The following is a 26,017-nucleotide window of genomic DNA, read 5'->3' on the forward strand; positions in this document are numbered from 1 at the left end:
TTAGTCATTAGTCATTAGTCATTAGTCATTAGTCATTAGTCATTAGTCATTAGTCATTAGTCATTAGTCATTAGTCATTAGTCATTAGTCATTAGTCATTAGTCATTAGTCATTAGTCATTAGTCATGGGGCCCGATCGCGAAGTCGAAGGCTAGTCATTAGTCATGGGTCATTAGTCCTGTCCCCGATCGGGAATATCATTGGTTAATAAAGTAGATATGCCAGCTTAAATTAAGCCCATTTCTTGCAGGCCCCGGCGGAGGCGTTCTGCTTCAAAGGGGCGGGACTGTTCGTGAAGGGCGATCGCTTTTTTGAATTCTGCTAAACTCTCTGGCATTTTGCCAATTTTTAGCAGGGCTACTGCCAAGTTTTGATGAGCTTCGGCGTATTCGGGAGCGATTTTAATGGCTTGTCGGTAATAGGCGATCGCATCTGCTAAATTTCCGCCTGCTTTCAGCGTCAGTCCCAAATTGTAGTGACCTGTGGCAAAATTGGGGTCTATTTTTAATGCTGCTTTGTAAGCTTTTTCTGCGGCCGGCAAATCTCCTTCATCTTTGAGCAAATTGCCCAAATTGTTGTAAGCGCCCAACTTCAGCGCCGGGAAAACATTCGTATTAATTGCCGCTTGATAGTGTTCTTTTGCTTTAGCAAACTGCTGCTGCAGGCAGTAAGCAATTCCTAAATGATAGTTGAGTTCATAAATAATAGAATCATCAATTGCGACATTCGTCAATCCTCTGGTTAATAAATTAATTCCCCGCCCAATTTGCCCGCTTTCTACATAAAGCGCGCCTAATTTGCTACAAGCATAGGCGTCGTTTGGATAGTAAGCTATATAGCGTTCCATTGCTGCTTGAGCTTTTTGGAATTTATTTTTGGCGGCGATCGCATTTTTGTGATAACCAGAGTGGTAAATCGCCACATCGGGGAGAGAAGCTATTTTCCATGTGGGTTCCCTCTGCAAAATCTCAGCCGCGCTGTCGTCTATCATGGCGTGGTAGGGGCGAGAGAAGCGGATGTCGGGGCGATTGCGAAACAAGCGCGAGACGAGGGAATAGGGAGATTGAGATGCACCGATTTCTTGGCGGATGAGATTGATGAGCAACAGTCGATCGCTCTTAATGGCCTGCTTAAGAAGAGGTACAATCTCCGGTACCAAAACCTCATCGGCATCCAAAACCAAAATCCAGTCGCCTCGGGCGTGCTTGAGAGACTCATTGCGGGCTGCTGCGAAGTCGTCGCACCATTCAAAGTTATAAACCCTCGCCCCAGATTCGCGGGCAATTTCACGGGTGCGATCGCCCGAACCAGTATCAACCACGACTATTTCGTCAACAACACCTTTAACGCTGTCCAAAGTCCGCGACAGTGTTGCTTCTTCATTCTTGGCGATCGTGCACAGTGTCAGATTCATAGGATAATTGTAATTTTTTTTACCAGTAAAACACAAAAATTCCGAGAAAAGATTCTCCTATATCAGCGTAAAAAGATAATACTACTGCGGGCGCGTGCTGCAAACCTCAATAGTCCTCCATCGTTGTCATCTAAAATTTCAAATCTCAAATCGGATGCTTTTCCTTTGGCATCGAGCATAAGTACCTTGCGTCGCGAAAAAGATTGGGTTAACTCTTTTGACTGATTAAATAGCCTCAAATTCCGACGATTCACGACAAATTCTACCACTTTCGGTTCCTCCTTACGGTAGAGGTAATGGTGAGTTGTCAGTTGTTATTCTTGGTACATAAGACAAAGAACGAAAGAAAGTTAAGTATTCAGGAGAAAAAGAAATGGGAATTATTGCTTGGGTCGTTTTAGGATTGATTGCCGGTGCGATCGCCAAAGCCATTTATCCGGGAACTCAAGGCGGGGGTTTTCTCGCAACAACAGGTTTAGGAATTGTGGGTGCCCTAGTGGGAGGTTATCTAGGTCAAGTCTTTTTCGGGACAAGCGCCGGAGCTTCATTCGGAGCATTGACTATACCCAGCATAGCTTTTGCAGTAATCGGTGCTATCGTGGTACTTTTTGTCTGGGGATTGTTAACTCAGCGTGCTGCATAAAAAATATTTTCTATTCCCAATCCTGCCGATTTTTAGGGTATTCATAAAACCCGGTTTTTTGAAAAACCGGGTTTTTCAGTGAATAGCCCCCGCTGCGATCGCTATAATAAGATTAGTTCGTAGTGAAGACTTTAGTTCTCTGACGGATGCGGACTAAAGTCCTCACTACGAACCTTGTTTATTTAATCGGAAGGGTGCGGCCCAAACCGCTGCTGCACAAACAAAACCCATGCCAAGCGGGTTGAAGATTCAAGTTAATTAATCCGTAAATTGAAAGGCAAGCGAACGTAAACGCCTTGCGGGTCGTTCATGGACTTGACAACAGCTAATTCATCCTGCATTTTCTTAACTTCAGCAGTCAGCGGGTCGAGTTTGGCGGCTGGTTCCAAAACGTGAATGCCTGAAAGTCTTTCCAAAATTCGCTCCTCCAAAGTGCGATTTTTTGGATATTCTTCTAACTGCCAGTTGTCACCTAGTTTCGCTTGCTTCGCCGCGGCCTTGATAGCGTCTTCTAAACCGCCAATTTCATCGACTAAACCCAACTGTTTCGCGGCGGTACCAGACCAAACTCTGCCTTGAGCAATTTCTTGCACCTTGTTTTTTGGCAGTTTGCGGGAGTCGGCGACTTTGGTGATAAATCGATCGTAAATGCGATCGACTACTCTCTGAATATTCGCCAATTCTTGAGGAGTTTTCGGGCGGGAAATCGTTTTACTATCGGCAAAGCGGGCGGTTTTCACCACATCCCAAGTCACGCCGTTGTTAGCAGCCAACTTTTCGACGTTAAATAGCATTCCAAATACGCCGATGGAACCCGTAATCGTACTCGCTTCGGCAAAAATTTTGTTGGAGCCCATCGAAATCCAATAGCCGCCGGAAGCTGCTAAATTGCCCATCGACACGATAACTGGCTTTTTTTTGCCCGTCAGCGCGACTTCGCGCCCGATGACTTCCGCTGCCGTCGCGCTGCCTCCGGGACTGTTAACGCGCAAAACTACTGCTTTTACGTCGTTATTTTCTCGGATTTTCCGCAATTCTCTAGCAATGCGATCGCCCCCTACTTGAGTCGGCCCGCCGTCCCCATCGACAATCTCACCCTCAGCGTAAAGTATAGCAATCTGGTTTTTCTTGTCAGCGCGAGTTGAGTTTTTACTCTCAGCAACTCTCGCGTAGTTTTTCAAGCTAATTTGCTTAAAAGATTTGTCTTCTGCGTCAGTTCCTGTGAGTTTTTTGAGTTCCGTCGCAATTTCGTCAAAGTATACAACTTTATCAACTAACTTGCCTTTGAGAGCTTCGTCAGCCATCAAAGTTCCGCCATTATCTGCCACCGCTTGCAATTGCGGCACAGTCAATTGGCGGCTAGGGCCGATAGTTTTTAGGTATTCTCCCCAAATATCTCCGAGCAGTTTTTGAGTTTGCTGGCGATTTTCGGGACTCATTTGTTTGAGCAAAAACGGTTCCACGGCTGACTTGTATTTGCCGACGCGAGTCACTTGCACTCCCACGCCGTATTTTTCCAAAGCACCAGTCCAGAACATTGCCTGACTGCTAAAACCGTTGATTTCTAAAGAACCGTAGGGATTGATAGCAATTGTGTTAGCAACTGAACCGAGGTAATAATCTCGCTCGTTCCAGTCCATTTCGTAAGCAATAATGGGTTTTTTGGCATCTCGGAAACGCTGTAAGGCCGATCGAACTTCTTTGAGATTAGCAAACCCGCTGCTGCTGGAATCCGAACTGCCTTCGAGATAAATGCCCACGATTTTGGGGTCTTTTTTCGCAGATTCGATCGCGTCTAAAACAGTCCGCAGCGTCACTGCATCGCCCGAATCGTCCGAAAGCACTCCTTGAATCGCCGCACTCGTGCTGCGGTTCGGTTTGCTATCAGTGATATTTAAAGAAAGGTCTAATACCATTACAGACTTATCTTTAACTTGCGGGCCTGAATCCTTAGACGACGATGCCGCGACAGCAATTAGCAGTACCAGCCCTCCCAATCCGACGCCGCCGAGAAGCAACAGTCCGAGGAAGGTTCCCAACAAACTTGCACAAGTATATTTGAGGAAATCTTTCATTTAGATAATTGGTTATTGGTTATTGGTTATTGGTTATTGGTTGTTGGTTATTAGTTATTGGTTGTTGGTTATTGGTTATTGGTTATTGGTTGTTGGTTATTCGTTGTTGGTTATTCGTTATTGGTTATTGGTTATTGGTTATTGGTTAGTTCCTGCCAACTAACAACTAACAACTAACAAATAACCACCAACAAATAACAAATGAGGGCGGGCACGCACCATCCACCGCCCCTACCAACTAACGACTAACAACTAACAACTAACAACTAACAACTAACATCATTCTATCTTAGCCTTTCCAAAACCCCAGAATGTTTTAACTCATGCAAGTTAGCGCAGCCCGTACAGAACATCACGGTAGCGATTTCTGCAATTAGAACCTCAGCTAGGAGGGCTGCGGCTGATTCCGATGCTGCTGCTGCTTCCAAAAACGGCCGCGCCAGCCCTGCAACATCCGCGCCGAGGGCGATCGCCTTGGCTGCATCCAAGCCGTTTTGCAAGCCTCCAGAGGCAATCAGGGGAACATCTGGGGCGGCAGCGCGGGTGCTGACAACGCACTCGGCTGTCGGGATTCCCCAGTCAGCAAAGGTGGCACCCAATCGGCGCTGCTTGCTATCTGTGGCTCGCTCTCCTTCTATTTTCGCCCAAGAAGTGCCTCCGGCTCCGGCAATGTCGATCGCGCTTACTCCGGCGGCGAGCAATTTCTCTGCCATCTTTCCTGAAATCCCGTTGCCAACTTCTTTAGCAATTACTGGGACTGGTAATTTTTCGCACAATTTTGCAATTTTATCTAGCAGTCCTTTAAAGTTAGTATCGCCTTCGGTTTGAACGCATTCTTGCAGCGGATTTAAGTGTAAAATAAGGGCATCGGCTTCGAGAATGTCGATGATTTTTTGGCACTCTTCTAAACCGTAATTGTAGTTTAATTGCACCGCTCCGATGTTAGCAAAGAGCAAAATATCTGGAGCGCGGCGGCGGACGGCAAATGTCGGAGCTAGTTGAGGATTTTCGACAGCGCATCGCTGGGAACCGACTCCCATTGCTAGTTTGTATTCTTGAGCGACATCGGCGAGGCGATAATTGATTGTCTGGGCTAATTCTGTGCCGCCTGTCATTGAGGATATTAACAGGGGAACGGCTAGTTTTTTGCCGAGAAATGTGGATGTTAAATCGATTTGGGTGCGATCGATTTCTGGCAAACAGCAGTGAGCAAAACGGTAGTTTTCTAGTCCGCTGGTAGTTTCGCGAAATTGTACGTCTTCTTCGAGGCAGATTCGTAGATGATCTGCTTTGCGGGTTTCGGTTTGCGAGGGCGGGGTTTGCGGCAAGTTCACAGTGGCTGTTTGGGGAAAGAGTTGTGATTTGGGAATATAGTAATTTTATTTCATTTTTGAGTTTTTTTTTACCGCAGAGAGCGCAGAGGGCGCAGAGGAGTAGAAATGAGAGATGTTTGCAAATTATGTTTTCTGTTGCTGTGTTATCCAGGAACGGTCATCGGTACGCCGTTATCTGAAGGTTTTAATTTCAGCAGCAAAGGCACTGCTTTTTGCACCCACGCTTTGACTGAGGTGTAATTTACCGCATCTTCTCCGAAACAAATGTCTAGCATATCTGTGTGAATTATGCCGGGATTTAAAGGAACTGCTGCCATACCTGGGGGCAGTTCTTGGGCTAGCGATCGCGTAAGTCCTTCGATCGCCCATTTGGAAGCGCAATAGGGCGCGACTTCCGGCGAAGTTGACCTTCCCCAACCGGAACTAAAGTTGACAATTATGCCACTTTTTCTCGCAATCATTGCCGGGACAAAGTGGCGAATTACATTAGCAGTACCTTTAATATTAACATCAATTAGCTGAGAAAACTCTTCGCTGCCGATATTCCAAAGAGGCGCGGGATGGTTGACTAAAGCTGCATTGTTGATGAGCAAATCTGGAGCCTGATTATTTGCCATAATTTCTGTAGCCCAAGCTTTGACTCGATCGTCGCTGGCGACATCCAAACAAGTAAAATAATGGGGTTTACTATATTTTTGGTTGAGTTTTTTCACCGCTTCTGAAGAACGGGCGCATCCCACAACTTTATGTCCCAATTCAATAAATTTTTCGGTCATGGCAAGACCAAGACCGCGACTGACTCCGGTAATTACAATTAATTTTGTCATGATTTACGCTAATTTTGAGATTAAGTAATACAATACATATTGACTGGAAAATTGACAAATCGATCGCAGGAAATAAAGTATGAAAGTAAAAGCAGCAGTTGCTCGCAGTGCCGGCCAACCTTTGACTATTGAGACTGTCGATCTGGACGGGCCGCGGGCCGGAGAGGTGCTGGTGGAAATTAAAGCGACTGGTGTTTGTCACACAGACGCTTACACTCTTTCCGGCGCAGATCCCGAAGGTTTATTTCCTGCTATCTTAGGCCACGAGGGAGCCGGAATTGTGGCAGATGTGGGGCCGGGAGTGACAAGTGTCAAAAAGGGCGATCGGGTAATTCCACTTTACACTCCCGAATGCCGCAACTGCGAATATTGTTTGAGCCACAAAACCAATCTCTGTCAAGCAATTCGCCAGACTCAAGGGCGGGGAGTGATGCCAGACGGCACGAGTAGATTTTCCATAGACGGTGAAAAAATTCACCATTACATGGGAACTTCTACCTTTGCAAATTATACAGTATTGCCAGAAATTGCGGTAGCAAAAATTCGCGATGATGCTCCTTTTGATAAAGTTTGTTTGATCGGCTGCGGTGTCACCACGGGCATCGGCGCTGTCATCAATACCGCGAAAGTAGAACCAGGTTCTAATGTGGTAGTTTTCGGTTTGGGCGGCGTGGGTTTAAACGTAATTCAAGCCGCTCGCCTGGTAGGAGCTAATATGATTGTCGGCGTAGATTTGAATCCCGACAAGCGAGAAATGGCAGAAAAATTCGGCATGACTCACTTTGTTAATCCCTCGGAAGTGGAAGGCGATTTAGTTGCTTATTTAGTAGATTTAACCAAAGGCGGAGCTGATTACAGTTTTGAATGTATCGGCAACATTAATGTGATGCGCCAAGCTTTAGAATGCTGTCATAAAGGTTGGGGCGTCAGCGTAATTATTGGGGTAGCGGGAGCAGGTCAAGAAATTAGCACCCGCCCGTTTCAGCTAGTAACTGGTAGAGTTTGGAAAGGCTCGGCTTTTGGCGGGGCGAAGGGCAGAACTGATGTTCCTAAAATTGTTGATTGGTACATGGATGGTAAAATTGACATTGACAGCTTGATAACTAAAGTAATGCCGATCGAGCAAATTAACAAAGCCTTTGATTTAATGCAAAAAGGCGAAGTAATTCGCACAGTTTTAACATTTTGAACAAACAACTTCTCTCATCTCTCTTCCTCTGCGCCCTCTGCGGTAAAAAAAATCTAATTCCCAAATGAAATAGAATTAACATGATCTCTCACACCCTAAAACTGCACAAAGAATATCAAAGCTTTGGCGGCAAACTCGGCTTTTACAGCCATCAATCCTCAACCTGCAACAGCGAAATGAAATTCACTGTTTACCAACCGCCCCAAGCCCAACATCAACCCGTACCAATTCTCTATTTCCTATCAGGTTTAACCTGCACCGAAGAAAATTTCATGGCAAAAGCGGGGGCGCAGCAATTTGCGGCAAAATACGGGTTAATGTTAGTTGCACCAGACACTAGCCCGCGCAATACTGGGATTGCTGGGGAAGATGACAGTTGGGATTTGGGAAGTGGCGCGGGTTTTTATATTGATGCGACAGTTGCACCTTGGAATTCTCATTATCGAATGTATAGTTATGTGGTTGATGAATTGCCGAATTTAATCGCCGAAAACTTTCCAGTGATACCGGAAAAGCAGGGAATTTTCGGTCATTCGATGGGCGGACACGGGGCTTTAATTTGTGCGTTAAAAAATGGCGATCGCTATCTTTCAGTTTCCGCTTTTGCGCCTATTTGCGCGCCCGCAGACTGCCCTTGGGGACAAAAAATCTTCGGTCACTACCTCGGAGGCGATCGAGAGGATTGGAGCGCTTGGGATGCTAGCAAATTGGTTGCCGGATCGCAGTACAACCGTCCGATTCTGATTGACTGCGGCACTGCTGATTCGTATCTTAGTGACGGGCAGTTGTTGCCGGAAGTGTTCGCGGAGGCTTGTGCGAAAGCGGGACAACCGCTAACTTTAAGGATGCAGGAAGGTTACGATCATAGCTATTATTTTATAGCGAGTTTTATGGAGGATCACATTCGGCATCATGCGGCTGTTTTGTGCGGGTAAACTTTGTTCTATCGTTCGGACTTTAGTCCTTAAACCTAATTTGATTGTGCAGGGCACCCCAAGGAACTAAAAGCATATCAGCTATTTGCGATTGTCCTCTCGCCCTGTAAATATCCATAGCTTTCTCAAAATCTTCAATTCCCCCCTGTAAATCTCCAGCAGCAGCTCGAACATCAGCACGGATCGTATAAGCTTCTACAAAGTCAGGATTGAGATTAATTGCTTGAGTAAAAGCTTCAACTGCTTCATGGTACAGCCCTCTACGACCGAGGTCAAATCCTTTTTCATAAAATTCTTGAGATTCCATCGCATTTCTTAATTTCTGCTATTCATCTCGCTTGCATAAAGGAGCGAGTGATGGTTCGCAGTGAGGACTTTTGTCACGAAAATAAGGACTGAAGTCCTCACTACAAACGGGACTGTAGTGAGGAATTTAGTTCTTAAAAGCAGGACTGAAATCCTCACTACAAACGGTTAATTAAGATCGATCGCAAATACCCAGTCTTTGTATTGGCTGTCGCGATTTTCGATAATCCCGGTGAGTTTGTCCAAAATCTTTTCGGTTATCGGTCGGTTTTGAGGCAATTGATAGTTTTCTATTCGGTTGATTGGGGTAATTTTGGCGGCGGTTCCGCAGAGGAAAATCTCGTCTGCAATCAACAGTTCTGATTTATCAACTGGTCTTTCTATGACTTCTATTCCTAAGTCTCTGGCGATAGTTATAACGCTGTCTCTGGTAATTCCTTCGAGAATATCTTGATCGAAACCTGGTGTCACTAATTTACCGTTTCGGGCGATAAATATGTTCATTCCTGAAGCTTCGCTGACTTTTCCTTGGGTGTTCATCATAATCGCTTCGTCGAAGCCGGATTCGACTGCTTCTGTTTTGGCTAAGGCTGAGGTGATGTAAGCGCCGCTAATTTTGCCTCTCAAGGGTAAGCTGCGGTCTTCTTGGCGGTACCAAGAGCTAATTCTACAGTTGACTCCTGCTTTGGGTAAGTAGTCGGAAAGTTCTAATCCGTAGACAAAGAAGTCTGTTTCTACGTTGTGCAGTCGGGGGGCAATTCCTAAGCTGGATGTGTAGACGAAAGGGCGGATGTAAAATGATTTTGTGGGCTGGTTTTTTTTGACAAAATTAATGATTATCTGTTGAATTTTGTCGGCGGGTAAATCGCAGTGGAGGAAGCTGGCACTTTGACTTAATCTTTCACAGTGGCGGTCTAATCTAAATAGGAGGATGCGATCGGGATTTTGGGGGTCGGGAATTCCTCGCAACCCGCCTAAAACTCCGGTTCCGTAGTGCAGGGCGTGGGTGGCTATGGAAATGTTGGCGTCGCTAAATGGGAGAAATTGGTTTTGAAAGTAGGCAATTGGTAGAAAACTATCCATGATTGAAGCTGGCGATGAGTTGGGCAGTCCGCGAGGAATGGTGAATTCGGTTATACTACCATAACTTATATCAATTTCATAAAGTAGCGCTAGATATTACCCCCCCCCAACCCCCCCGCGAGTTCGGGGGGGCTAAGACTTCATCAGCACATCTTTGAAAAATGGTATTAGACGATTTTAGATACTTCGGCTTTGCTGTACAAGTTTTAGATTCTTCGACTTCGGCTTCGCTGTACAAGTTTTAGATTTTCAATTGAGAATGATTGATGACTATTGGGCTTTGATGCTTGCATACAGTTGCATTATTTGTTGAAACTGGGATGATTGTTTTGTGGTTGTATCGATCGATAAAAGAATATCAATAGCGGTCAGGTTGGGAGATAATTGTATTGTTTTGAGAAAGAGTGCGATCCTCTTTGGGGGCTTCGCTAAGGACTGCAAGCAAATATCAACGAAGGGGGTAACTGTGGCACGTAAATGTTTCATCATTGAAATGGGGATGGGTATTGACCAGCACGGACAGGAACCGACTGTAGCGGCGGCTAGGGCTGTACGGAATGCGATCGCCAATAATGCTCTGTTAGGTGTCTGGGAAGTGGCGGGTTTGACTGACCCAAATCAGATGATTGTGGAGGTTAAGGTGGCTGTTCCTTACCCGGAACAAGTGCGGCCCGATGAGGTGTTGGCGGTGCTGCCTTTTGGTAGCAAAACTTTGATTGTCGAACAAGGAGGCATGGTGGTGGCGGGAAGGGCGATCGCCTCTCTGAATGATAAAAATGATGAAATGTTAATCGCTGTGGCGGCTGTGACTGTTTTTGTGGACACTCAGGACTAATTTTGTGGTGTTTGAATAAATCGGCGGTGAAGTGCGATCGCCCGTGATAAAATTACGCTCGATTTAGGCAAAGTGGTAGGGTGCGTCAGAGATTTTGCCTCAAACACAAGAGAAAAGGCGAGGTTCTGACGCACCCTACAAAATTCAGTGTTACTCCGATCGGGTGAAAGTGCGATCGGACGCTGTACGGTCTTTCCGAAGCAAGTTGAGCAAACCCAACGCGCCGAACGCGCCCAGCCAACCGAAGTTATTGGGGCGATCGCGCCGAGCACTCAAAACTCCAGAATTCGCCCCAGCCGGCGTCACTGTCGTAACGTCTGTCCTAACGTCTGTGGAGCTTCCGGTAGTACCAGTTGTACCTGTCGTACCAGCCGGCATCGGTGTCGTACCAGTCGTATTGGTTGTGCCAGCAGTACCAGTTGTACCAGTCGTATTGGTTGTGCCAGTTGTGCCAGTTGTACCAGTTGTACCAGTCGTATTGGTTGTGCCAGTTGTACCAGTTGTACCAGTTGTATCGGTTGTGCCAGTTGTACCAGTTGTACCAGTTGTATCGGTTGTGCCTGTCGTACCCGTGCCAGCACTACCAGGAGTGCCTGTCGTACCCGTGCCAGCACTTCCAGCAGTGCCAGCACTTCCAGCAGTGCCAGCACTTCCAGCAGTGCCCGTGGTATCGGTTGTACCCGTGCCAGCATTACCAGCAGTACCAGTGGTATCGGTTGTACCTGTTGTACCAGTTGTACCAGTTGTGCCAGCATTACCAGCAGTACCGGTTGTACCAGTTGTGCCTGTTGTGCCTGTTGTGCCTGTGGTATCGGTTGTACCAGTTGTGCCTGTTGTGCCTGTGGTATCGGTTGTACCAGTTGTACCAGTTGTGCCTGTGGTATCGGTTGTACCAGTTGTGCCTGTTGTGCCTGTAGTATCGGTTGTACCAGTTGTGCCTGTAGTACCAGTGGTACCAGTTGTGCCTGTGGTATCGGTTGTACCAGTTGTGCCAGTGGTACCGCTTGTACCCGTGCCAGCGCCTATGCCAGTTGCATCCGTACCCGTGCGAGTGCCTGTACCGCTAGTGCCAGTACCTGTACCGCTGGTGCCAGTGCCTGCGGTACCTCCCGACTGGGCTGAGGCAGGCACTGTTAAGGAAACCGTTGCTAAACCTAAACTACAAGCCCCTGCTAAAATAACTTTCAACAACAATTTAGAAGATTTCATGATTATGCTTGCTTTTGCATTATAGATTCCTGCGATCGGGTTTTGATGCCAAAACAGCAGGTTTAAATTGACAGCGTAACTTACAACTTTTATAAGATTCACTGCGGGACAATCAAGGTAAGGAAGCCCATTGATTGCGGTTACTTTGATTGATTTTCCGTGGAAAATCACACCAAAATGTCCATACCTTTATAAGGTATTACCACTCTGGCAACTTCGCCATTCATCTTTAGGAATATTTCGGAAAAGGGCGTTTATTTCAAGTGGATGATATTTGCTTTTGGGGTTTACGAACTCCATCAAAACCTAGGGATGGGGCATATAAACCCGGTTTCTCTGATTTTGAGGATTATTGTTGCGTTCGCTTAGATCCCCCAGATGAGTTAGTTGAATATTTTTTTAGCGCTACGGTTTCTGAAGCTGCTGCTGGCAATTTTGTCCCTCGCAGCCTACGGATCAAATTTTCCCAGCAAACTCAAGGATCTCAAAAAGCTCTCAGGCGATCGCCCGCTGGTTGCCGAATTCGCCCGTAACCTTTCAACGGCAAGGTTTTGATGGGGCGTGGGGCGGTGCCGCAGCGCAATTGCTTGCTGGTCAGTGCGATCGGGCAAAACCCTGATATAGTAAAGCCAAAGGTATGCCAGAGAGCGGTTCTTCTCTCACAAATTTCCCCAGCGGATATCAACTATGCTGCATCGAATTCTTGCCAAAAGTCGCTATCTAATGATAATTGCTGTACTCGGTTCTTTTATAGCCTCTGTGACACTTTTGATCTACGGTGCCCTAGAAACGATCGCTACCATCGGCTACATTATCACTACAGGGCCGATTTCCAGCGAAAACTCTAAAACACTGATTCTCTCCTTTGTCGAAGTTGTAGACTTGTTTCTGCTAGCCACAGTATTTTACATTACGGCACTCGGACTTTACGAACTGTTTATTGACGATCGCATCAAAGTACCAGACTGGCTAGAAATTCACACCATAGACGACCTCAAAACCAAACTCACCAGCGTGATCGTCGTCGTATTGAGCGTATTATATCTCGGTCAGGTAGTTAGGTGGAACGGCGCGGATAACATCCTTCCCTTGGGAGCAAGTATCGCTTTAATAATCGCTTCACTGACATATTTTCTGAATTCGCAGGTGAAAAAGCCCAAGTCAGATTAAGACCTGTTTGAGCAGGGAAACGACCCAAATTTTGCTGATTGAGCAACGGTAACAAAATGGGACTCTCGGCTCACAATAAATTTTATATAAAACCTGTTAATCACTATAGCAATTCTCGCAGGATTTGTAGGAATGCTCGTTACCAGTTCGAGGGAAACCAGGGCCCACAGGCGAGGAAGAGCCGATCTAATTTTGCGCTGAGGCTCTTCCTCGCTGACACTGTTTTCTTGCGAGCGAACTGGGAACCACTTATTTAAATTTATCAACCGATTGCTATATAATTGCCATCTATCAATAGGATGAATTTTATTAATTTTACGTTCGCTCGGAAGTAATAATTTGACAATCGCATCAAGTCAAACAGAAATAGATTTTTCATTTTTATATTTGAGATTGAAGGATTGAGGGATTGATACAGCGCTCAATCCCTCATTTTTGGCTGAAAATGCTATAGATTTTCCATTTTTTGAGTAGAAATTTTAAATGGGGGAATCCAAGGAAAGATGAGGGAGAGATATATTCCTCATATTTTGCTCGAACTGCTATAAAAATTGATTAAATAGCTCTTGAGACAGATGGCTGCACTATTACTTATTCGATATTTTAAAAAAAGTCAACTTTGTTACAGAATTTATGCTCACTTCATCCAATCCTCTGAAACAAGTATTCCACTGCCCGGAAGAATCGGATTTTTACTCGCACTGCTTGGAAAGTTTAGTGTTAAATGCCAGCGACAATTCTAGACTTATCGTAGAGTTTGGTTCGGGAGAGGGAAGTCCAGTTATTAAGTCTTTACTGAGAACAGATTTTAACGGGACAATACAAGGATTTGAGCTAAATAATGTAGCTTGGAAAATTGCTCAATCTCAAATTAAGCAATATCAGATTGGCGAACAATATACGGTCAATAATTGTTCTTTTTTTGATTCGCTTTTATATCAGTCGGCGGATTGTGTTATCTCAAATCCGCCTTATTTGCCTGCGGTGGATGACAAGATTTATCAGCCACTGTTGCACGGCGGGAGTGATGGTTCGACAATTGCTAAGAAACTTTTATCTTTGGACTGCGAGCGAGTTTTGTTGATGGTTTCTAGCTATTCTAATCCTGTGGGTTTGATCGATTATGCCTTGGATCGAGGCTACTCGGTGGCGAATTTTGAGGTTGCACCTTTAACTTTTGGCTATTACAGTTCGGAGCCCAAGGTGAAAAGCGCGATCGCCAATCTCCGAAAACAGGGAATGGCTTTTTATTCGGACAATATCTATCTGCTGGCTGGAGTTTTGTTTCAGAAGCAGCAAAAGTCGCGCAGAGATTTGTCGATCGAACTAATTCAGTTAATGACAGCGTTTTAAGATCGAGCCTTGGTATGGTGCATCATATCAAATCCGTTGGCATCGGAATTAATATTACCAGAAATCAGGACACGGCAATGCCGTTTCCCTACAATTAATCGGGGTAGGGACACGGCAATGCCGTGTCCTCGATCATTCCTTAATTCTGTTCTGTCGCTTGGATCGATCGCACCACAGCAGCACCAGCCCGATCGCCGATCGACTTCTCCTGATCGTAGCCCAACACCAACTCCCAAGCCTCCTGCGGGTATCTGTCAACCAGTGGAATCGCCACCTCATCAAGCATCCAGCGCCCGTGACGTTCGTCTTCGCGGATGTGCAGTTCCCAATAACCCATCGCAGCCTGCGAGAGGCCCAGACGCTGGGCGGCGGCTAGATAATTGCGGTAAGCCACGGGCCCCGCAACTTCAAAATAGGTGAGTCCGCCGTTGTAGCGCAGAAAATGGCGCTTGCGTTCCGTCAGCAGGAAATTGTGATTGATGCTGGCGAGCACTTGCCAAGGCACCAAATCGAAATACGCCTCCGGTTCCGTGCTCATCCCGAATTCTGCCAGCATTTGGGCAAAATAGGTCGAGTGTTTGCGGGCTAAGCGACCGCCGCCGTATTCTTCGATCAGCACCCGCGTCAGGGTTGACTGAATTTCGTTGCCGGCACCGCCGATGATGCGAGAAACGCGGCTGGCTTCCACTAAACCGTCGAAGGAGGCGATCGCCAGCAAGTGCTTGTATCCCTCTTCAGTCATCTGTTCTCGCAGGTAGCGATCGATCTCAGTGAGCTCTGGATCGACATCAGCAGCCGCGCGATCGCGCAGGGCTTGCTTGACATCCTCAATGTTTTGCAGCGCTGCAACATCGATTTGGGCGATTTCCCATTGCTGCCAGGGTGATTCGATGCGATCGCGCACTGAACGCAAATAGTGCGATCGCTCGTTGTTGTAGCGGCGCAAATCGTCGTACCAAAATAAATTGAGGCGGTTGATGCGGTAGAGCACGCGCTGCAAGAAGCGGTGAGCGGCCTCGTCGGCGGAATCTTCCTGATAAGCCGATCGCAGGGCTGCGGCGATCGCGCTTTCAAAATCGCTGACGAGTAAAGGTTTTGCCGCCACCGTCTTGTCTAAATCATCAACAAGCAGCAAATTGACAAATTGGCGATCGGCTGCTTCATAATTTGGGAGTGCCGGTTGATTTTTGGGAAGACTAGGCGACTCAGAAGAAGAAAGTATCTCTAGGGTGTTTTGCATGGAATCAAATTATGCTAACTCAGATGATTGTGCTGCCTGCCAAAACAGCCAACCTTTGCAGATTGCCGAATATTCTGGCTGCTTATTTTCAAGATACTTAATCAGTCAGCCAGATACACCTTTCTATTGATAGATATTTTTGACTTCCCCTTGTTTTCAGCTCTTCCTTTCTCTTCCTTCGTGTCCTTTGCGCCTTCGCGGTTCGTCAAAAAAAATCCTTCCACATTTATTAATATAGCTGTGTTTCCATTAACTATAATGGAATCAAAAACTAGAATAACGGTAAATTATGGCTGTACAGTTGCTCAAAAAAGTTTTCACCGTAGAAGAATACCATCAGATGAGGTGGATTTGGCGAGCGGCTAAATAGGCATTATTTGCATTCTAGGCGATCGCCAAAACACTCCTCATACAAACTGCATCTCGCACTACCATAATTGCCGATCGCAAATTCCAGCAATCGTCACATCTGCGACAGAGTTAAAACCCGATATTTATCCACCTGTGAAATTTTTTATTTACCAAATAACCAGCCTTCGGTTCAAACCCACGGCGAGCCATCTCACATTCCATAAAAAAAGCTCAAAAAACCAAAAACTTAGTCTGTTTTAACAGACTTAAGCTATTAGTCAGGGAATAAATGCCCTGGCGCAATCGTGGCCAGCGTGAGGATTTCAGCAAATGTGAGTAATGACAATGGTTAAAACTCTGTCAGTCAATCGAGTTAAAATTGAAGAGTTGAGAGGGAAAAATTACGCAAATAAACCTGATTTTTATGTAAGTATTGATATGCTTAAATTTGGTAGCAGCTAATCAGTAATAGGTCAGGGCGATAGGTGTATTCAACTCTAGAGCAAAAGTATCAGCATCTGGAAAAAGAGTTAAGGGGCGGCGCGATCGCCCTTGGTGGCGTTTTATGCACGGGTACTCTCTGGTATTGGCTGGTGGAAAAATGGTCTTTGCTGGATGCAGCTTATATGACTGTATTTACTTTAGCAACTGTCGGCTATGGCGAAATTCACCCCCTCGGTAGCCGCGCGCGAATGTTTACCATGTGCCTGATTTTGATGGGTGTCATAGTGATTGGTTATATCGTCAACCGCTTTACAGAAGCGCTAATTCAAGGCTATTTTCAAGAAGGAGCAAGAATTAGGCAGCAGCGGCGTTTGGTAGATTCTTTGATCGGACATTATATTCTCTGCGGTTTTGGGCGCACTGGGCGGCAGATTGCCTTGGAATTTGAGGCCGAAAAAATCCCTTTTGTGGTGGTAGATTCGGCGATACAGTCGATTGAGGCGGCTTTGGCGCTGGGATACAAGGCGGTGCAGGGAGACGCGACACTCGATGAAATTTTGCTGAATGTGGGGATCGATCGCGCAATTTGTATCGTAGCAGCTTTGCCGTCGGATGCCGAGAATTTATACACTGTGCTGTCGGCAAAAACTCTGAATCCGAAGGTACGGGCGATCGCCCGCGCCACGACAGAAGAAGCCGTAAAGAAGTTGCAGCGGGGCGGCGCCGATGTGGTTGTATCCCCCTACATTACGGGGGGGAAACGCATGGCGGCGGCGGCTTTGCGCCCTCAAGTTATGGATTTTGTGGACGGCATTTTGACGGGAACAGATCGCTCTTTTTATATGGAAGAATTTCTGGTGAATCCGAATAGTTGCGCCTACGTCGGAGAAACTTTGAGAAATGCCAAATTGCGATCGCAATCAGGGGCTTTAGTTTTGGCAATTCGTCGCCCTGACGGCAATTTGATTGTAGGGCCAACTGGAGAAACTGCGATCGAAGGAGGAGATATGCTAATTTGTTTGGGCACTGCCGAACAATTGCGCGCCCTGAATCAAATCCTCAGCCCGCTGAGTTCTCGCGTCCCTCGCCCTCCAAAGTAAAATCAATTAATCAGGACTAAAGTCTGGACTACAAACCTAATTAACCGTTCGATCCTTCGGAATGCCAGTCCTTTCTTCTCTCTTGGTTAATTAATCAATCAGGACTCGCATTCCTCACTACAAACCTAATTAATAGTTAATATCAATTCCGGTTGCACTCCTGGTGATGTCAACAGTCAACAGTCAACAGTGAATTTACTATTCCGATGAAGAGAGGATTTGATATAAATTTAATGGCTTCGTTTTCGCAAAAATAGCTCAAACCCAAAGCCGATGGCGGGATTTGAACCCGCGACCGACCGATTACGAATCGGTTACTCTACCACTGAGCTACATCGGCACAGACAGTTTTGAACAATAGCACAAATTTAAAAAAAAATCAACGAGTTGTAGAATTTAATTCCAAACTCCACAACTGAGAACTTGAGGACGCTGAGCTATAAAAACCCGGTTTCTACCCCAATTTTCGATGCTCGATCGACATTAAAGCAGAAACCGGGTTTTTGACCCTGCAGGCGAACAAAACTCAGAACTTGTCAAACAACCAGTTCCCCGTCAGTTGAGCCTGCTCTTGCGCCGGAATAAACCAAACCCCGCTGCATATCCAGCGTCAGCATAGTGCCGTCCCGAATTATCCGCATCGCATTCTCCACACCCACCATCACCGGCACGCCCAAACGCAAACCGATAATCGCAGCGTGAGAAGTCAAACTTTCCTCCTCCGTCACCACACCTGCTGCTTTGCGAATCATCTCCACAAAATCGGCGCTGGTGCGCTCCACTACCAAAATGTCTCCAGCGCGGAAATTCGACACATCCGTAGCAGTGCGAGCCACCCTGGCCATCCCGCTTACCGAGCCCAAACCGACGCCGGTGCCTCTGCCTAAAACTGCTGTCACTACTTCAACTTTGATCAAATCCGTTGAGCCAGCAACCCCTTGCAGAGTACCGGCGGTCATCACCACTAAATCTCCGTCGGACAATAATTCTTTTTCTTGGGCGACAGCGATCGCAGATTGAAATGTCTGGCCTGTGGAGGGCAAATCTAGCACCAACAGGGGTTTTACTCCCCAGACTAATTGCAGTTGTCGGGCTACGTCTACGTGGGGAGTAACTGCCAAAATTGGAGTTTTCGGTCGGAATTTGGAGACATTGCGGGCTGTAGAGCCGGTTTTGGTTAGTGTCATAATCGCCGCGGCGTTTAGCTGTTCGGAGATTTGGCTGACTGCTTGGCTGATGCCGTTGGGGATCGATCGACCGACATCTTCTACATTTCTAATATTGCGCTTAATTTCTTCCCTCTCGATGCGGATGGCAATTCTCGCCATCGTCGCCACCGCTTCGACAGGAAAATTGCCGACAGCGGTTTCATTGGAGAGCATTACCGCATCAGTTCCGTCGAGAATCGCGTTAGCCACGTCGGAAATCTCGGCGCGGGTAGGACGGGGATTGTTGACCATGCTGTCGAGCATCTGGGTCGCGGTAATCACCGGAATGCCCATGCGGTTGGAAGTCGCAATCAGTCGCTTTTGCAAAATCGGCACGTCTTCGGCGGGAAGTTCTACTCCCAAATCGCCCCGGGCGACCATCACGCCGTTGCAAAGGGCGAGAATTTCTTCCATTTGTTCGATCGCCTCGTGCTTTTCGATCTTAGCAATCACCGGTACTTGCTTGCCCGCACTAGCAATCAGTTCTTTAATTTCCAGCATATCCTGGGGATTCCGCACGAAGCTCAAAGCTACCCAATCGACACCTTGGTCGAGGCCGAACATTAAATCTTTGCGGTCTTTGTCAGTCAGGGCTTTGATTGACAGGTAAACTCCCGGAAAATTTACGCCTTTGTGATTGGAAAGCGGCCCGCCAACGACGACGCGGCAGAACAGTTCTCCCCCGCCGCGGTCTACTTTTTCGACGCGCATTTCTACTTTCCCGTCGTCGAGCAGAATCGTGGCTCCCTCTGGGACTTCCGAAGCTAGGGTTTCGTAGGTGACGGAAGAAATGAGCTCTGTGCCGACAACTGGGCGGCTGGTCAAAATGAAGGAATCGCCGTTTTTGACAGTTATAGAGCCTGTTTCAAACCGCCCCAAGCGAATTTTTGGGCCTTGGAGGTCTTGGAGGATTGCCACCGGCTGGTTGAGTTCAAAGGAAGTTTGCCGGATTAAGCGAATGCTGCGCTGGTGGTCTTCTTCTGTTCCGTGGGAAAAGTTGAGTCGCAAAGTTGTAGCACCAGCTTCTATGAGGTTGCGCAGCACTTGTGGGTTGGATGTGGCCGGGCCAATGGTGGCGACAATTTTAGTTCGGCGTAGGGCTTTTGGCAATTGCATCAGCGGTGTTCTGGGGAGGCGGGTGGAAAGACAGTGGGTCGATTTGAGATTCTTCGACTTGGGCCTACAAGTTTTAGATTTGAGATTTAGTCTACAGATGAATCTGGGATCTGAACTCTTAGTCTAAAATTTGGGGCTGCTGGCGAGTTTTGTGGGAAACTTGTATCCGTTTTTGAGCGGGGTCAAGATGCCTATAATACAAAAACTCTACCATTGTGGCGATCGAATTTGCGATCGGGCGAAATTTTAAATATCCCGTCTCGAAAAGTTGGTCAGCTTGCGGGTAAAACAATTTTAATTTGGGATTGGATATTTGGGATTGTCCCGCGCACCTAAGAGTTTGAGTCCACAGACATCTCTAAACTTAGTGGGCAATACCTTAGATGCAGTTTTTTTACGAAAGTTTACCTTCAACCGCAAGAAGGCTCCCGCCATAACGGTAGTCCGTTTGGCGGTGAGATGAATTGCGGGCAGGATCTATGCTAGAATAGATTACGTCAGATATAACGACGTAACTATGTTGGTGTTTGAGGCAAAACTTCAGGGACAAAACGAGCAGTACGAAAAGCTGGATGAGGCAATTCGTACTGCTCGTTTTGTCCGTAATTCTTGCCTGAGATACTGGATGGATAACCGCTCCATCGGACGATATCATTTGAGTGCATATTGTGCTGTCCTAGCGAAAGAATTTGCTTGGGCAAGCCAACTCAATTCTCAAGCCCGACAAGCATCGGCGGAAAGAGCTTGGTCGGCAATTGCTCGATTTCTTGAGAACTGTAAGAAAAATCACCCCGGTAAGAAAGGATATCCACGGTTCAAGAAAGAACAAACTCATGGTTCTGTTGAGTACAAAACTACGGGTTGGAAACTTTCTGAATGTCGCAGATACATCACTTTTACTGATGGTTTTGGTGCAGGTATTTTTAAGTTGTGGGGGACTCGCGATTTGCATTTCTATCAATTGAAGCAAATCAAACGAGTCAGGGTAGTTCGTCGTGCCGATGGCTACTACGCACAGTTTTGCATCGACCAAGAAAGACTTGAGAAAAAAGAACCCACATTTAAAACTATCGGTCTTGATGTTGGTCTCACTCATTTTTATACTGATAGCGACGGGCAAACTGTTGAAAACCCAAGACATCTGAGAAAGAGTGAGAAGTCTCTGAAACGGCTTTCTCGTCGTCTGTCCAAGACCCAAAAAGGGTCGAAAAATCGAGCTAAGTTGAGAAACAAACTGGCAAGAAAGCATCTCAAAGTAAGTAGGCAACGTAAAGATTTCGCCGTGAAGTTGGCGAGATGCGTAGTCCGGTCTAACGACCTGGTAGCCTATGAGGATTTGAGGGTGCGGAACATGATAAGAAATAGACATCTCGCCAAATCGATTAGCGATGCAGCTTGGACAACTTTTCGTACATGGGTTGAGTATTTTGGCAAGGTTTTTGGTGTGGTCACAATTGCTGTGCCACCGCACTACACCAGTCAAAATTGCTCTAACTGCGGCAAAGTTGTCAAAAAAGCTCTGAGTGTCAGGACTCACATTTGTCATCATTGTGGGCATACGCAAGATAGAGACTGGAATGCGGCGAGAAATATATTAGAGAAAGGTTTACGTACTGTAGGGCATACAGGAACGTCTAGTCTAGAACTAGAAAACGCCTCTGGAGACATCGACCACTGCTTGGGTGAGGAAACTCCTTCAAGTAAGTCGGGTCGTGGAAAGAGGAAGCCCAAAGAGCAATCTTTGGAATCCCCCGCTATATTCGGTACTCCGAATTAGCGGTGGGAAGATGTCAATATAGGGAGACTTGTATCTTATACTACGCAAGGGTGAAATATTAAGGAGTGTTAACAAAGATGTCGGAGGCAGGACGGCCGCTGACAGTGCCGAAAGAGTTTCTGAGTCCTCCCGGTGACTTGAATCCGACGATGCTGTTGTTTTTGAGTGCATTAGCGACGATCGCGATTTCCTTTGTGGGTTACTGGTACGGGGAATGGCCGGATTGGTGTTGTTTTTTGCTGAACGTGCTGGCGTTACACATGGCTGGAACGGTGATTCACGATGCGTCTCACAATGCGGCGCACCGCGATCGCACAATTAACGCTATTTTGGGACACGGTAGCGCGCTGATGTTGGGCTTTGCTTTCCCGGTATTTACGCGGGTACATATGCAGCATCACGCCCACGTTAATGACCCAGATAACGATCCAGACCATTATGTTTCTACTGGCGGGCCTTTGTGGTTGATTGCTGCGAGGTTTTTTTACCACGAGATTTTCTTCTTTAAGCGCAAACTGTGGCGGAAAAACGAACTTTGGGAATGGTTTTTTAGCCGTTTGTTTGTAATTGGAGTGGTTTGTATCTCCATTCAATACGACCATTTAGGTTACGTGCTGAATTTTTGGTTTTCTCCTGCTTTGGTGGTGGGCTTAGCCTTGGGGTTATTTTTTGATTATTTGCCGCACCGTCCGTTTCACGAGCGCGATCGCTGGAAAAATGCCAGAGTATATCCGAGTCCAATTCTGAATATCTTAATTTTGGGGCAGAACTATCACCTCATCCATCATTTGTGGCCTTCAATTCCTTGGTACAATTACAAGCCGGCTTACGAGGCTGTAAAGCCGCTGTTGGATGAGAAGGGTTCTCCTCAAAGTTTGGGAATATTGGAAGGGAAAAAGGACTTCTGGAGTTTTATATATGACATCTTTTTAGGGATTAGGCTGCATCACAAGAAAGCCACTGATTGATAAAAACCCGGTTTCTTCGAGAAGCCGGTTTTTTTGGCAATCTATCCTTAGTAAATCAAACGGCTCTCCCGACCTTTTGGCGATCGGTTAATCTAATCTCTGGTAATGGGTAATAGGTTCCGAATCGATCGCCAATTACCAATTACCCCGCAGCCAAATATACATTTTTCCCCAAATATCCGAAAGAGCCGTCTACTTTTCCCCAGCCGCAGCCACCGCCAAATTCCAATCGGGGCGCAAATTTTGAGCTCCCCGCAAATAAGGATGATAAATTTCAACCTGTGCCGGCCAATTAACGTGAATCAAAAAACGGATGCAGCGTTCTAAAGAACCCTTAACGTGCATTTGCTGGACATCCAACAAAGGAACATTGCACCAGCGGGGACGTTCGCGGGCGATCGCGGCCGGAAAGACAGCATCTAAATCGCGGGTGACAGAAAACGTAGCACTAATTATTAATTGCGGATCTAAATTATTTCTTGTTTCTAATTCATCTAAAAGTTCTCTCACCGATTCTCGAATTGCTTCCACCGAATTCTCGCTGGCAGTTGTTGCCCCGCGAATCGCCCGCACTTGCCACTCCACGCAAATATTCTCCATTTTTTGTTTGTTGTCAGTTGTTAGTTGGCAGTAGTCAGTTGTTAGTTGGCAGTAGTCAGTTGCTAGTTGTTAGTTGTTAGTTGTTAGTTGTTAGTTGTTAGTTGTTGGTTGTTAGTTGCTCGTTGTTGGTTGTTAGTTGCTCGTTGTTGGTTGTTAGTTGTTAGTTGTTAGTTGCTCGTTGTTGGTTGTTAGTTGTTAGTTGTTAGTTGTTTGTTGCAATTACCAACTGCTTTCCTGTCAACTGCTTTCCTGTCAACTGCCAACTGCTTTCCTGTCAACTGCTTTCCTGTCAACTGCTTTCCTGTCAACTGCCAACTGCCAACTGACTATTAAATCACGGGCGATACAGCCACAGCGGTAAACCGCTAGTAGAAAGCTCGAATTCCAGCAAGTTTTTGTAAGCTGAAAGCCCGGATGTATCCAGACTACTCCCCAAGACCCGATTTAGGAAAGGTTTAGCTTTTTCTAGCGTGCAGCACTCGGTTTTTTCCGGGTCGAGACCTGCGAGTTCGGCTGTCCAGCGGCGAGCGTCCTCTTCGGTTCCGAGTCGATCGACCACACCCAATTCTAAGGCTTGCTGACCGCTAAAAATGCGACCGTCGGCAAAGGTTTTGACTTTTTCAACTGGGAGTTTCCGAGCTTCTGCGACGGTTTCGACGAATTGCTGGTAGGTGGTGTCGATCAAGTCTTGCAGAATTTGCTGTTCTGGCTCAGTCAATTGTCGATCGAATGCCAAGATATCTTTATACGGCCCCGATTTAATCACCTCAAAAGAAACGCCGACTTTTTCTAACAGCCCTTCTAGATTGTTACCCCGGATAATCACGCCAATGCTGCCGGTAATTGTACCGGGATTGGCAACGATATGGTGAGCTCCCATGCCGATATAGACTCCGCCAGAAGCTGAAATATTGCCGAAACTGGCGACTATTTTGATTTTTTCTTGCAAACGCTTGAGCGCGCTGTAAATTTCCTGGGAATCGCCGACTGTCCCCCCAGGGCTGTCTATCCGCAGCAGCAAGGCGGGAAATTTGCGCTCTTCAACGGTTTTGAGCGCTTCTAGAACTCGTTTGCGGGTTTCTCCGGCGATGGCTCCGGTGACTTCGATACGGGCGATTTGTTTGCGGTAGCGGGGCTTGAATGGCCAAATCATGGGCAGTTTACAGGCAATGTAGGAAATTTTGTAGCTAACTTCTAGTGTGACTCATCTGAAGGCAGTTGGCTGTTGGTTGTTGGCAGTTGGTTGTTGGCAGTTGGCAGGAAAGCAGTTGGCAGTTGACAGGAAAGCAGTTGGCAGTTGACAGGAAAGCAGTTGGCAGTTGGCTACTTGATGAAACTGAAGAAACCGGGTTTTTTGCAGAGATTCAGGGTTTGAAGCGAATATCTGGGTGAAAAAACCGGGTTTCTGACCGATCGGTCGATCGCACTTAACCCACCTTCGATATATAATTGTAAAAATTGCTTAACAAATCTACCTTATTTTTCTGAGAGCCACTCTCATCAATTATTTGGAGCCCCCGCCATGCAGCTAAAACTTACCGATTCTAAACTGCCCTTTGCGCCGCTGTTGCTAATCGCGCCGTTTTTCCTGTGGGGAACCGCGATGGTAGCGATGAAAGGAGTCATGCCGCACACGACACCGCTGTTTGTGGCATTTGTGCGTTTAGTACCTGCAGGCGTGTTAGTGCTGTTGGCGGCGGCGCTGATGGGAAAGGCACAGCCTGCGGGTTGGAAAGCTTGGCTGTGGATTTCGCTGTTTGCTTTAGTTGACGGTACTTTGTTTCAAGGCTTTTTAGCCGAAGGTTTGGCGAAAACCGATGCGGGTTTGGGTTCGGTGATGATTGATTCTCAACCGCTAGCTGTGGCGATTTTGTGTTTGTGGCTGTTTCAAGAAAAAATTGGATTTTGGGGCTGGTTGGGACTAGCAATCGGGGTAGTTGGGATTAGTTTAATTGGTTTGCCTGATGGCTGGATTTTTGGGCTGTTTCATCCTGAAAGCGCGCAGGTTTCTGGGGGTATGGAACAGTTCTTTGAGGGTGGGGAATGGTTGATGTTGTTGGCGGCTTTGTCGATGGCTGTGGGTACGGTTTTGGTGCGCTGGGTTTGTCGCTATGTTGACCCGGTGGTGGCGACGGGCTGGCACATGATTTTGGGCGGTTTGCCGCTTTTGGCACTTTCGGCTGCAACTGAGTCTGAACAGTTTGTGAATATCGATTTTTCTGGCTGGATGGCGCTAGGTTATTCTACCGTGTTCGGAAGTGCGATCGCCTACGGTTTATTCTTTTATTTTGCTTCTAGCGGCAGTTTGACGAGTTTAAGTTCTCTGACATTTCTTACCCCAATTTTTGCTTTGCTGTTCGGCAATTTGTTCTTGGGCGAGGTGTTGAATTCGCTGCAATCTATGGGGGTAGGGCTGACTTTGGTGAGTATTTATTTGATTAATCAGCGGGATACTTTGGCGGAAAAATTGGGAAAAGTGCGGCACGGTGAAGCTAATTCTGAGGATAAAGTGCAGTTATTAGAGTCACCTGAGTTGAATAAAGTTGAATTTCCCGTAAAATTACGAGCTACAGAATTGGAATCGGAAGTTTAGCGCTTTTAGAAATTTAGGGAGAATTGGTTGACTCTTGAATTAACTGATTTGGAGTTACAATCCTAGGAGTTTTTACCGGAAAATCTCGCGGATTGCGGGTGACAATGGCATCAATTCGATTCAGGGCTATTTCATTCTAAATATATCTTTGAGTATGCTACAACTAAAGCCAGCGAGACGTTGAGCTTGAGCCATGTTTTGAAAGCCATGCTCGGGATACAAATTAAGGGCAAAGTTTCGTGGGATT

25 protein-coding genes and 1 tRNA gene are annotated in these 26,017 nt (G+C 46.6%); 12 read left to right on the top strand and 14 right to left on the bottom strand.

What is annotated here, in order from left to right:
* Positions 1–226: 226 nt before the first annotated feature.
* Complete coding sequence (locus IQ263_RS20690; RefSeq protein ID WP_194069853.1) at positions 227–1,414, bottom strand: glycosyltransferase family 2 protein; 1,188 nt, start codon at positions 1,412–1,414, stop codon at positions 227–229.
* Between the two features lie 62 nt (positions 1,415–1,476).
* Positions 1,477–1,683 carry a hypothetical protein gene (locus IQ263_RS20695; protein ID WP_194069855.1) on the bottom strand — a complete coding sequence of 69 codons (207 nt, stop codon included), beginning with the start codon at positions 1,681–1,683 and terminating at the stop codon, positions 1,477–1,479.
* Between the two features lie 104 nt (positions 1,684–1,787).
* On the opposite strand from IQ263_RS20695, the gene IQ263_RS20700 reads away from it, so the two are divergent.
* Complete coding sequence (locus IQ263_RS20700) at positions 1,788–2,057, top strand: GlsB/YeaQ/YmgE family stress response membrane protein (RefSeq protein WP_194069857.1); 270 nt, start codon at positions 1,788–1,790, stop codon at positions 2,055–2,057.
* A gap of 254 nt (positions 2,058–2,311) precedes the next feature.
* On the opposite strand, the gene sppA (IQ263_RS20705) is transcribed toward IQ263_RS20700, so the two are convergent.
* The 3 genes from sppA (IQ263_RS20705) to IQ263_RS20715 all read right to left on the bottom strand — a co-directional run bounded on the left by sppA (IQ263_RS20705) (position 2,312) and on the right by IQ263_RS20715 (position 6,293).
* Positions 2,312–4,132: a signal peptide peptidase SppA gene (gene sppA, locus IQ263_RS20705; protein WP_194069859.1), complete on the bottom strand. Its 1,821-nt coding sequence runs from the start codon at positions 4,130–4,132 to the stop codon at positions 2,312–2,314.
* Positions 4,133–4,416: 284 nt separating this feature from the next.
* The gene (gene fni, locus IQ263_RS20710; protein ID WP_194069861.1) at positions 4,417–5,466 is read right to left on the bottom strand and encodes a type 2 isopentenyl-diphosphate Delta-isomerase; all 1,050 of its coding nucleotides are present in this window, start codon (positions 5,464–5,466) and stop codon (positions 4,417–4,419) included.
* A 143-nt stretch (positions 5,467–5,609) separates the two neighbouring features.
* Positions 5,610–6,293: an SDR family oxidoreductase gene (locus tag IQ263_RS20715; protein WP_194069863.1), complete on the bottom strand. Its 684-nt coding sequence runs from the start codon at positions 6,291–6,293 to the stop codon at positions 5,610–5,612.
* 79 nt (positions 6,294–6,372) lie between these two features.
* Between IQ263_RS20715 and IQ263_RS20720 the strand changes: the two genes are divergently transcribed.
* Positions 6,373–7,482: an S-(hydroxymethyl)glutathione dehydrogenase/class III alcohol dehydrogenase gene (locus tag IQ263_RS20720; protein WP_194069865.1), complete on the top strand. Its 1,110-nt coding sequence runs from the start codon at positions 6,373–6,375 to the stop codon at positions 7,480–7,482.
* 80 nt (positions 7,483–7,562) lie between these two features.
* On the top strand, positions 7,563–8,417 hold the full coding sequence (gene fghA, locus IQ263_RS20725; protein WP_194069867.1) for an S-formylglutathione hydrolase: 855 nt from the start codon (positions 7,563–7,565) through the stop codon (positions 8,415–8,417).
* Between the two features lie 22 nt (positions 8,418–8,439).
* Here fghA and IQ263_RS20730 read toward each other — a convergent pair whose 3' ends face one another.
* The gene (locus IQ263_RS20730; protein WP_194069869.1) at positions 8,440–8,724 is read right to left on the bottom strand and encodes a tetratricopeptide repeat protein; all 285 of its coding nucleotides are present in this window, start codon (positions 8,722–8,724) and stop codon (positions 8,440–8,442) included.
* A gap of 167 nt (positions 8,725–8,891) precedes the next feature.
* On the bottom strand, positions 8,892–9,806 hold the full coding sequence (locus IQ263_RS20735; RefSeq protein ID WP_194069871.1) for a branched-chain amino acid transaminase: 915 nt from the start codon (positions 9,804–9,806) through the stop codon (positions 8,892–8,894).
* 466 nt (positions 9,807–10,272) lie between these two features.
* On the opposite strand from IQ263_RS20735, the gene IQ263_RS20740 reads away from it, so the two are divergent.
* The gene (locus IQ263_RS20740; protein WP_194010532.1) at positions 10,273–10,641 is read left to right on the top strand and encodes a Lin0512 family protein; all 369 of its coding nucleotides are present in this window, start codon (positions 10,273–10,275) and stop codon (positions 10,639–10,641) included.
* Between the two features lie 150 nt (positions 10,642–10,791).
* On the opposite strand, the gene IQ263_RS20745 is transcribed toward IQ263_RS20740, so the two are convergent.
* Positions 10,792–11,850, bottom strand: coding sequence for a hypothetical protein (locus IQ263_RS20745; protein ID WP_228050233.1), 1,059 nt, complete (start codon positions 11,848–11,850; stop codon positions 10,792–10,794).
* A 387-nt stretch (positions 11,851–12,237) separates the two neighbouring features.
* Between IQ263_RS20745 and IQ263_RS20750 the strand changes: the two genes are divergently transcribed.
* The 3 genes from IQ263_RS20750 to IQ263_RS20760 all read left to right on the top strand — a co-directional run bounded on the left by IQ263_RS20750 (position 12,238) and on the right by IQ263_RS20760 (position 14,373).
* Positions 12,238–12,405 (top strand): hypothetical protein, encoded by a 168-nt coding sequence (locus IQ263_RS20750; RefSeq protein ID WP_194069873.1) that lies wholly within the window; start codon positions 12,238–12,240, stop codon positions 12,403–12,405.
* 132 nt (positions 12,406–12,537) lie between these two features.
* Positions 12,538–13,020 carry a YqhA family protein gene (locus tag IQ263_RS20755; RefSeq protein ID WP_194069874.1) on the top strand — a complete coding sequence of 161 codons (483 nt, stop codon included), beginning with the start codon at positions 12,538–12,540 and terminating at the stop codon, positions 13,018–13,020.
* Positions 13,021–13,653: 633 nt separating this feature from the next.
* The gene (locus IQ263_RS20760) at positions 13,654–14,373 is read left to right on the top strand and encodes a class I SAM-dependent methyltransferase (RefSeq protein ID WP_194069876.1); all 720 of its coding nucleotides are present in this window, start codon (positions 13,654–13,656) and stop codon (positions 14,371–14,373) included.
* A gap of 139 nt (positions 14,374–14,512) precedes the next feature.
* On the opposite strand, the gene IQ263_RS20765 is transcribed toward IQ263_RS20760, so the two are convergent.
* Positions 14,513–15,613 (bottom strand): iron-containing redox enzyme family protein, encoded by a 1,101-nt coding sequence (locus tag IQ263_RS20765; RefSeq protein ID WP_194069878.1) that lies wholly within the window; start codon positions 15,611–15,613, stop codon positions 14,513–14,515.
* Positions 15,614–16,449: 836 nt separating this feature from the next.
* Between IQ263_RS20765 and IQ263_RS20770 the strand changes: the two genes are divergently transcribed.
* Positions 16,450–17,508, top strand: a complete 1,059-nt coding sequence (locus IQ263_RS20770; RefSeq protein WP_194069880.1) for a potassium channel family protein — start codon at positions 16,450–16,452, stop codon at positions 17,506–17,508.
* A gap of 268 nt (positions 17,509–17,776) precedes the next feature.
* Here the strand turns inward: IQ263_RS20770 and IQ263_RS20775 are convergent.
* The 3 genes from IQ263_RS20775 to IQ263_RS20785 form a co-directional block, all read right to left on the bottom strand.
* Positions 17,777–17,848: transfer RNA gene (locus IQ263_RS20775), tRNA-Thr, on the bottom strand.
* A gap of 196 nt (positions 17,849–18,044) precedes the next feature.
* Positions 18,045–19,832: a pyruvate kinase gene (gene pyk, locus IQ263_RS20780; protein ID WP_194069882.1), complete on the bottom strand. Its 1,788-nt coding sequence runs from the start codon at positions 19,830–19,832 to the stop codon at positions 18,045–18,047.
* 118 nt (positions 19,833–19,950) lie between these two features.
* Positions 19,951–20,124 (bottom strand): hypothetical protein, encoded by a 174-nt coding sequence (locus tag IQ263_RS20785; RefSeq protein ID WP_194010543.1) that lies wholly within the window; start codon positions 20,122–20,124, stop codon positions 19,951–19,953.
* 225 nt (positions 20,125–20,349) lie between these two features.
* On the opposite strand from IQ263_RS20785, the gene IQ263_RS20790 reads away from it, so the two are divergent.
* Positions 20,350–21,609 (top strand): RNA-guided endonuclease InsQ/TnpB family protein, encoded by a 1,260-nt coding sequence (locus IQ263_RS20790; RefSeq protein ID WP_194069884.1) that lies wholly within the window; start codon positions 20,350–20,352, stop codon positions 21,607–21,609.
* 77 nt (positions 21,610–21,686) lie between these two features.
* On the top strand, positions 21,687–22,577 hold the full coding sequence (gene crtR / locus IQ263_RS20795; RefSeq protein ID WP_194069886.1) for a beta-carotene hydroxylase: 891 nt from the start codon (positions 21,687–21,689) through the stop codon (positions 22,575–22,577).
* Between the two features lie 192 nt (positions 22,578–22,769).
* Here crtR and aroH read toward each other — a convergent pair whose 3' ends face one another.
* On the bottom strand, positions 22,770–23,177 hold the full coding sequence (gene aroH, locus IQ263_RS20800) for a chorismate mutase (RefSeq protein WP_228050234.1): 408 nt from the start codon (positions 23,175–23,177) through the stop codon (positions 22,770–22,772).
* A gap of 334 nt (positions 23,178–23,511) precedes the next feature.
* On the bottom strand, positions 23,512–24,330 hold the full coding sequence (sppA, locus tag IQ263_RS20805; protein WP_194069888.1) for a signal peptide peptidase SppA: 819 nt from the start codon (positions 24,328–24,330) through the stop codon (positions 23,512–23,514).
* Between the two features lie 65 nt (positions 24,331–24,395).
* On the opposite strand from sppA (IQ263_RS20805), the gene IQ263_RS20810 reads away from it, so the two are divergent.
* Positions 24,396–24,569 (top strand): hypothetical protein, encoded by a 174-nt coding sequence (locus IQ263_RS20810; protein WP_194069890.1) that lies wholly within the window; start codon positions 24,396–24,398, stop codon positions 24,567–24,569.
* A 130-nt stretch (positions 24,570–24,699) separates the two neighbouring features.
* Positions 24,700–25,770, top strand: coding sequence for a DMT family transporter (locus IQ263_RS20815; RefSeq protein WP_194069892.1), 1,071 nt, complete (start codon positions 24,700–24,702; stop codon positions 25,768–25,770).
* The last annotated feature ends 247 nt before the right edge of the window (positions 25,771–26,017 follow it).

It is taken from the genome of Tychonema sp. LEGE 06208 (assembly GCF_015207505.1).
In the GTDB taxonomy this organism is placed as follows: domain Bacteria; phylum Cyanobacteriota; class Cyanobacteriia; order Cyanobacteriales; family Microcoleaceae; genus Microcoleus.

What these genes read in the sequence shown, in the direction of transcription:
- IQ263_RS20760 (WP_194069876.1), top strand. Translation starts at nt 13,654, where the DNA reads ATGCTCACTTCATCCAATCCTCTGAAACAAGTATTCCACTGCCCGGAA.
- IQ263_RS20765 (WP_194069878.1), bottom strand. Translation starts at nt 15,613, where the DNA reads ATGCAAAACACCCTAGAGATACTTTCTTCTTCTGAGTCGCCTAGTCTT.
- IQ263_RS20755 (WP_194069874.1), top strand. Translation starts at nt 12,538, where the DNA reads ATGCTGCATCGAATTCTTGCCAAAAGTCGCTATCTAATGATAATTGCT.
- sppA (WP_194069888.1), bottom strand. Translation starts at nt 24,330, where the DNA reads ATGATTTGGCCATTCAAGCCCCGCTACCGCAAACAAATCGCCCGTATC.
- IQ263_RS20735 (WP_194069871.1), bottom strand. Translation starts at nt 9,806, where the DNA reads ATGGATAGTTTTCTACCAATTGCCTACTTTCAAAACCAATTTCTCCCA.
- fghA (WP_194069867.1), top strand. Translation starts at nt 7,563, where the DNA reads ATGATCTCTCACACCCTAAAACTGCACAAAGAATATCAAAGCTTTGGC.
- sppA (WP_194069859.1), bottom strand. Translation starts at nt 4,132, where the DNA reads ATGAAAGATTTCCTCAAATATACTTGTGCAAGTTTGTTGGGAACCTTC.
- pyk (WP_194069882.1), bottom strand. Translation starts at nt 19,832, where the DNA reads ATGCAATTGCCAAAAGCCCTACGCCGAACTAAAATTGTCGCCACCATT.
- IQ263_RS20745 (WP_228050233.1), bottom strand. Translation starts at nt 11,850, where the DNA reads ATGAAATCTTCTAAATTGTTGTTGAAAGTTATTTTAGCAGGGGCTTGT.
- IQ263_RS20690 (WP_194069853.1), bottom strand. Translation starts at nt 1,414, where the DNA reads ATGAATCTGACACTGTGCACGATCGCCAAGAATGAAGAAGCAACACTG.
- aroH (WP_228050234.1), bottom strand. Translation starts at nt 23,177, where the DNA reads ATGGAGAATATTTGCGTGGAGTGGCAAGTGCGGGCGATTCGCGGGGCA.
- crtR (WP_194069886.1), top strand. Translation starts at nt 21,687, where the DNA reads ATGTCGGAGGCAGGACGGCCGCTGACAGTGCCGAAAGAGTTTCTGAGT.
- IQ263_RS20790 (WP_194069884.1), top strand. Translation starts at nt 20,350, where the DNA reads ATGTTGGTGTTTGAGGCAAAACTTCAGGGACAAAACGAGCAGTACGAA.
- IQ263_RS20730 (WP_194069869.1), bottom strand. Translation starts at nt 8,724, where the DNA reads ATGGAATCTCAAGAATTTTATGAAAAAGGATTTGACCTCGGTCGTAGA.
- IQ263_RS20700 (WP_194069857.1), top strand. Translation starts at nt 1,788, where the DNA reads ATGGGAATTATTGCTTGGGTCGTTTTAGGATTGATTGCCGGTGCGATC.
- IQ263_RS20715 (WP_194069863.1), bottom strand. Translation starts at nt 6,293, where the DNA reads ATGACAAAATTAATTGTAATTACCGGAGTCAGTCGCGGTCTTGGTCTT.
- IQ263_RS20720 (WP_194069865.1), top strand. Translation starts at nt 6,373, where the DNA reads ATGAAAGTAAAAGCAGCAGTTGCTCGCAGTGCCGGCCAACCTTTGACT.
- IQ263_RS20815 (WP_194069892.1), top strand. Translation starts at nt 24,700, where the DNA reads ATGCAGCTAAAACTTACCGATTCTAAACTGCCCTTTGCGCCGCTGTTG.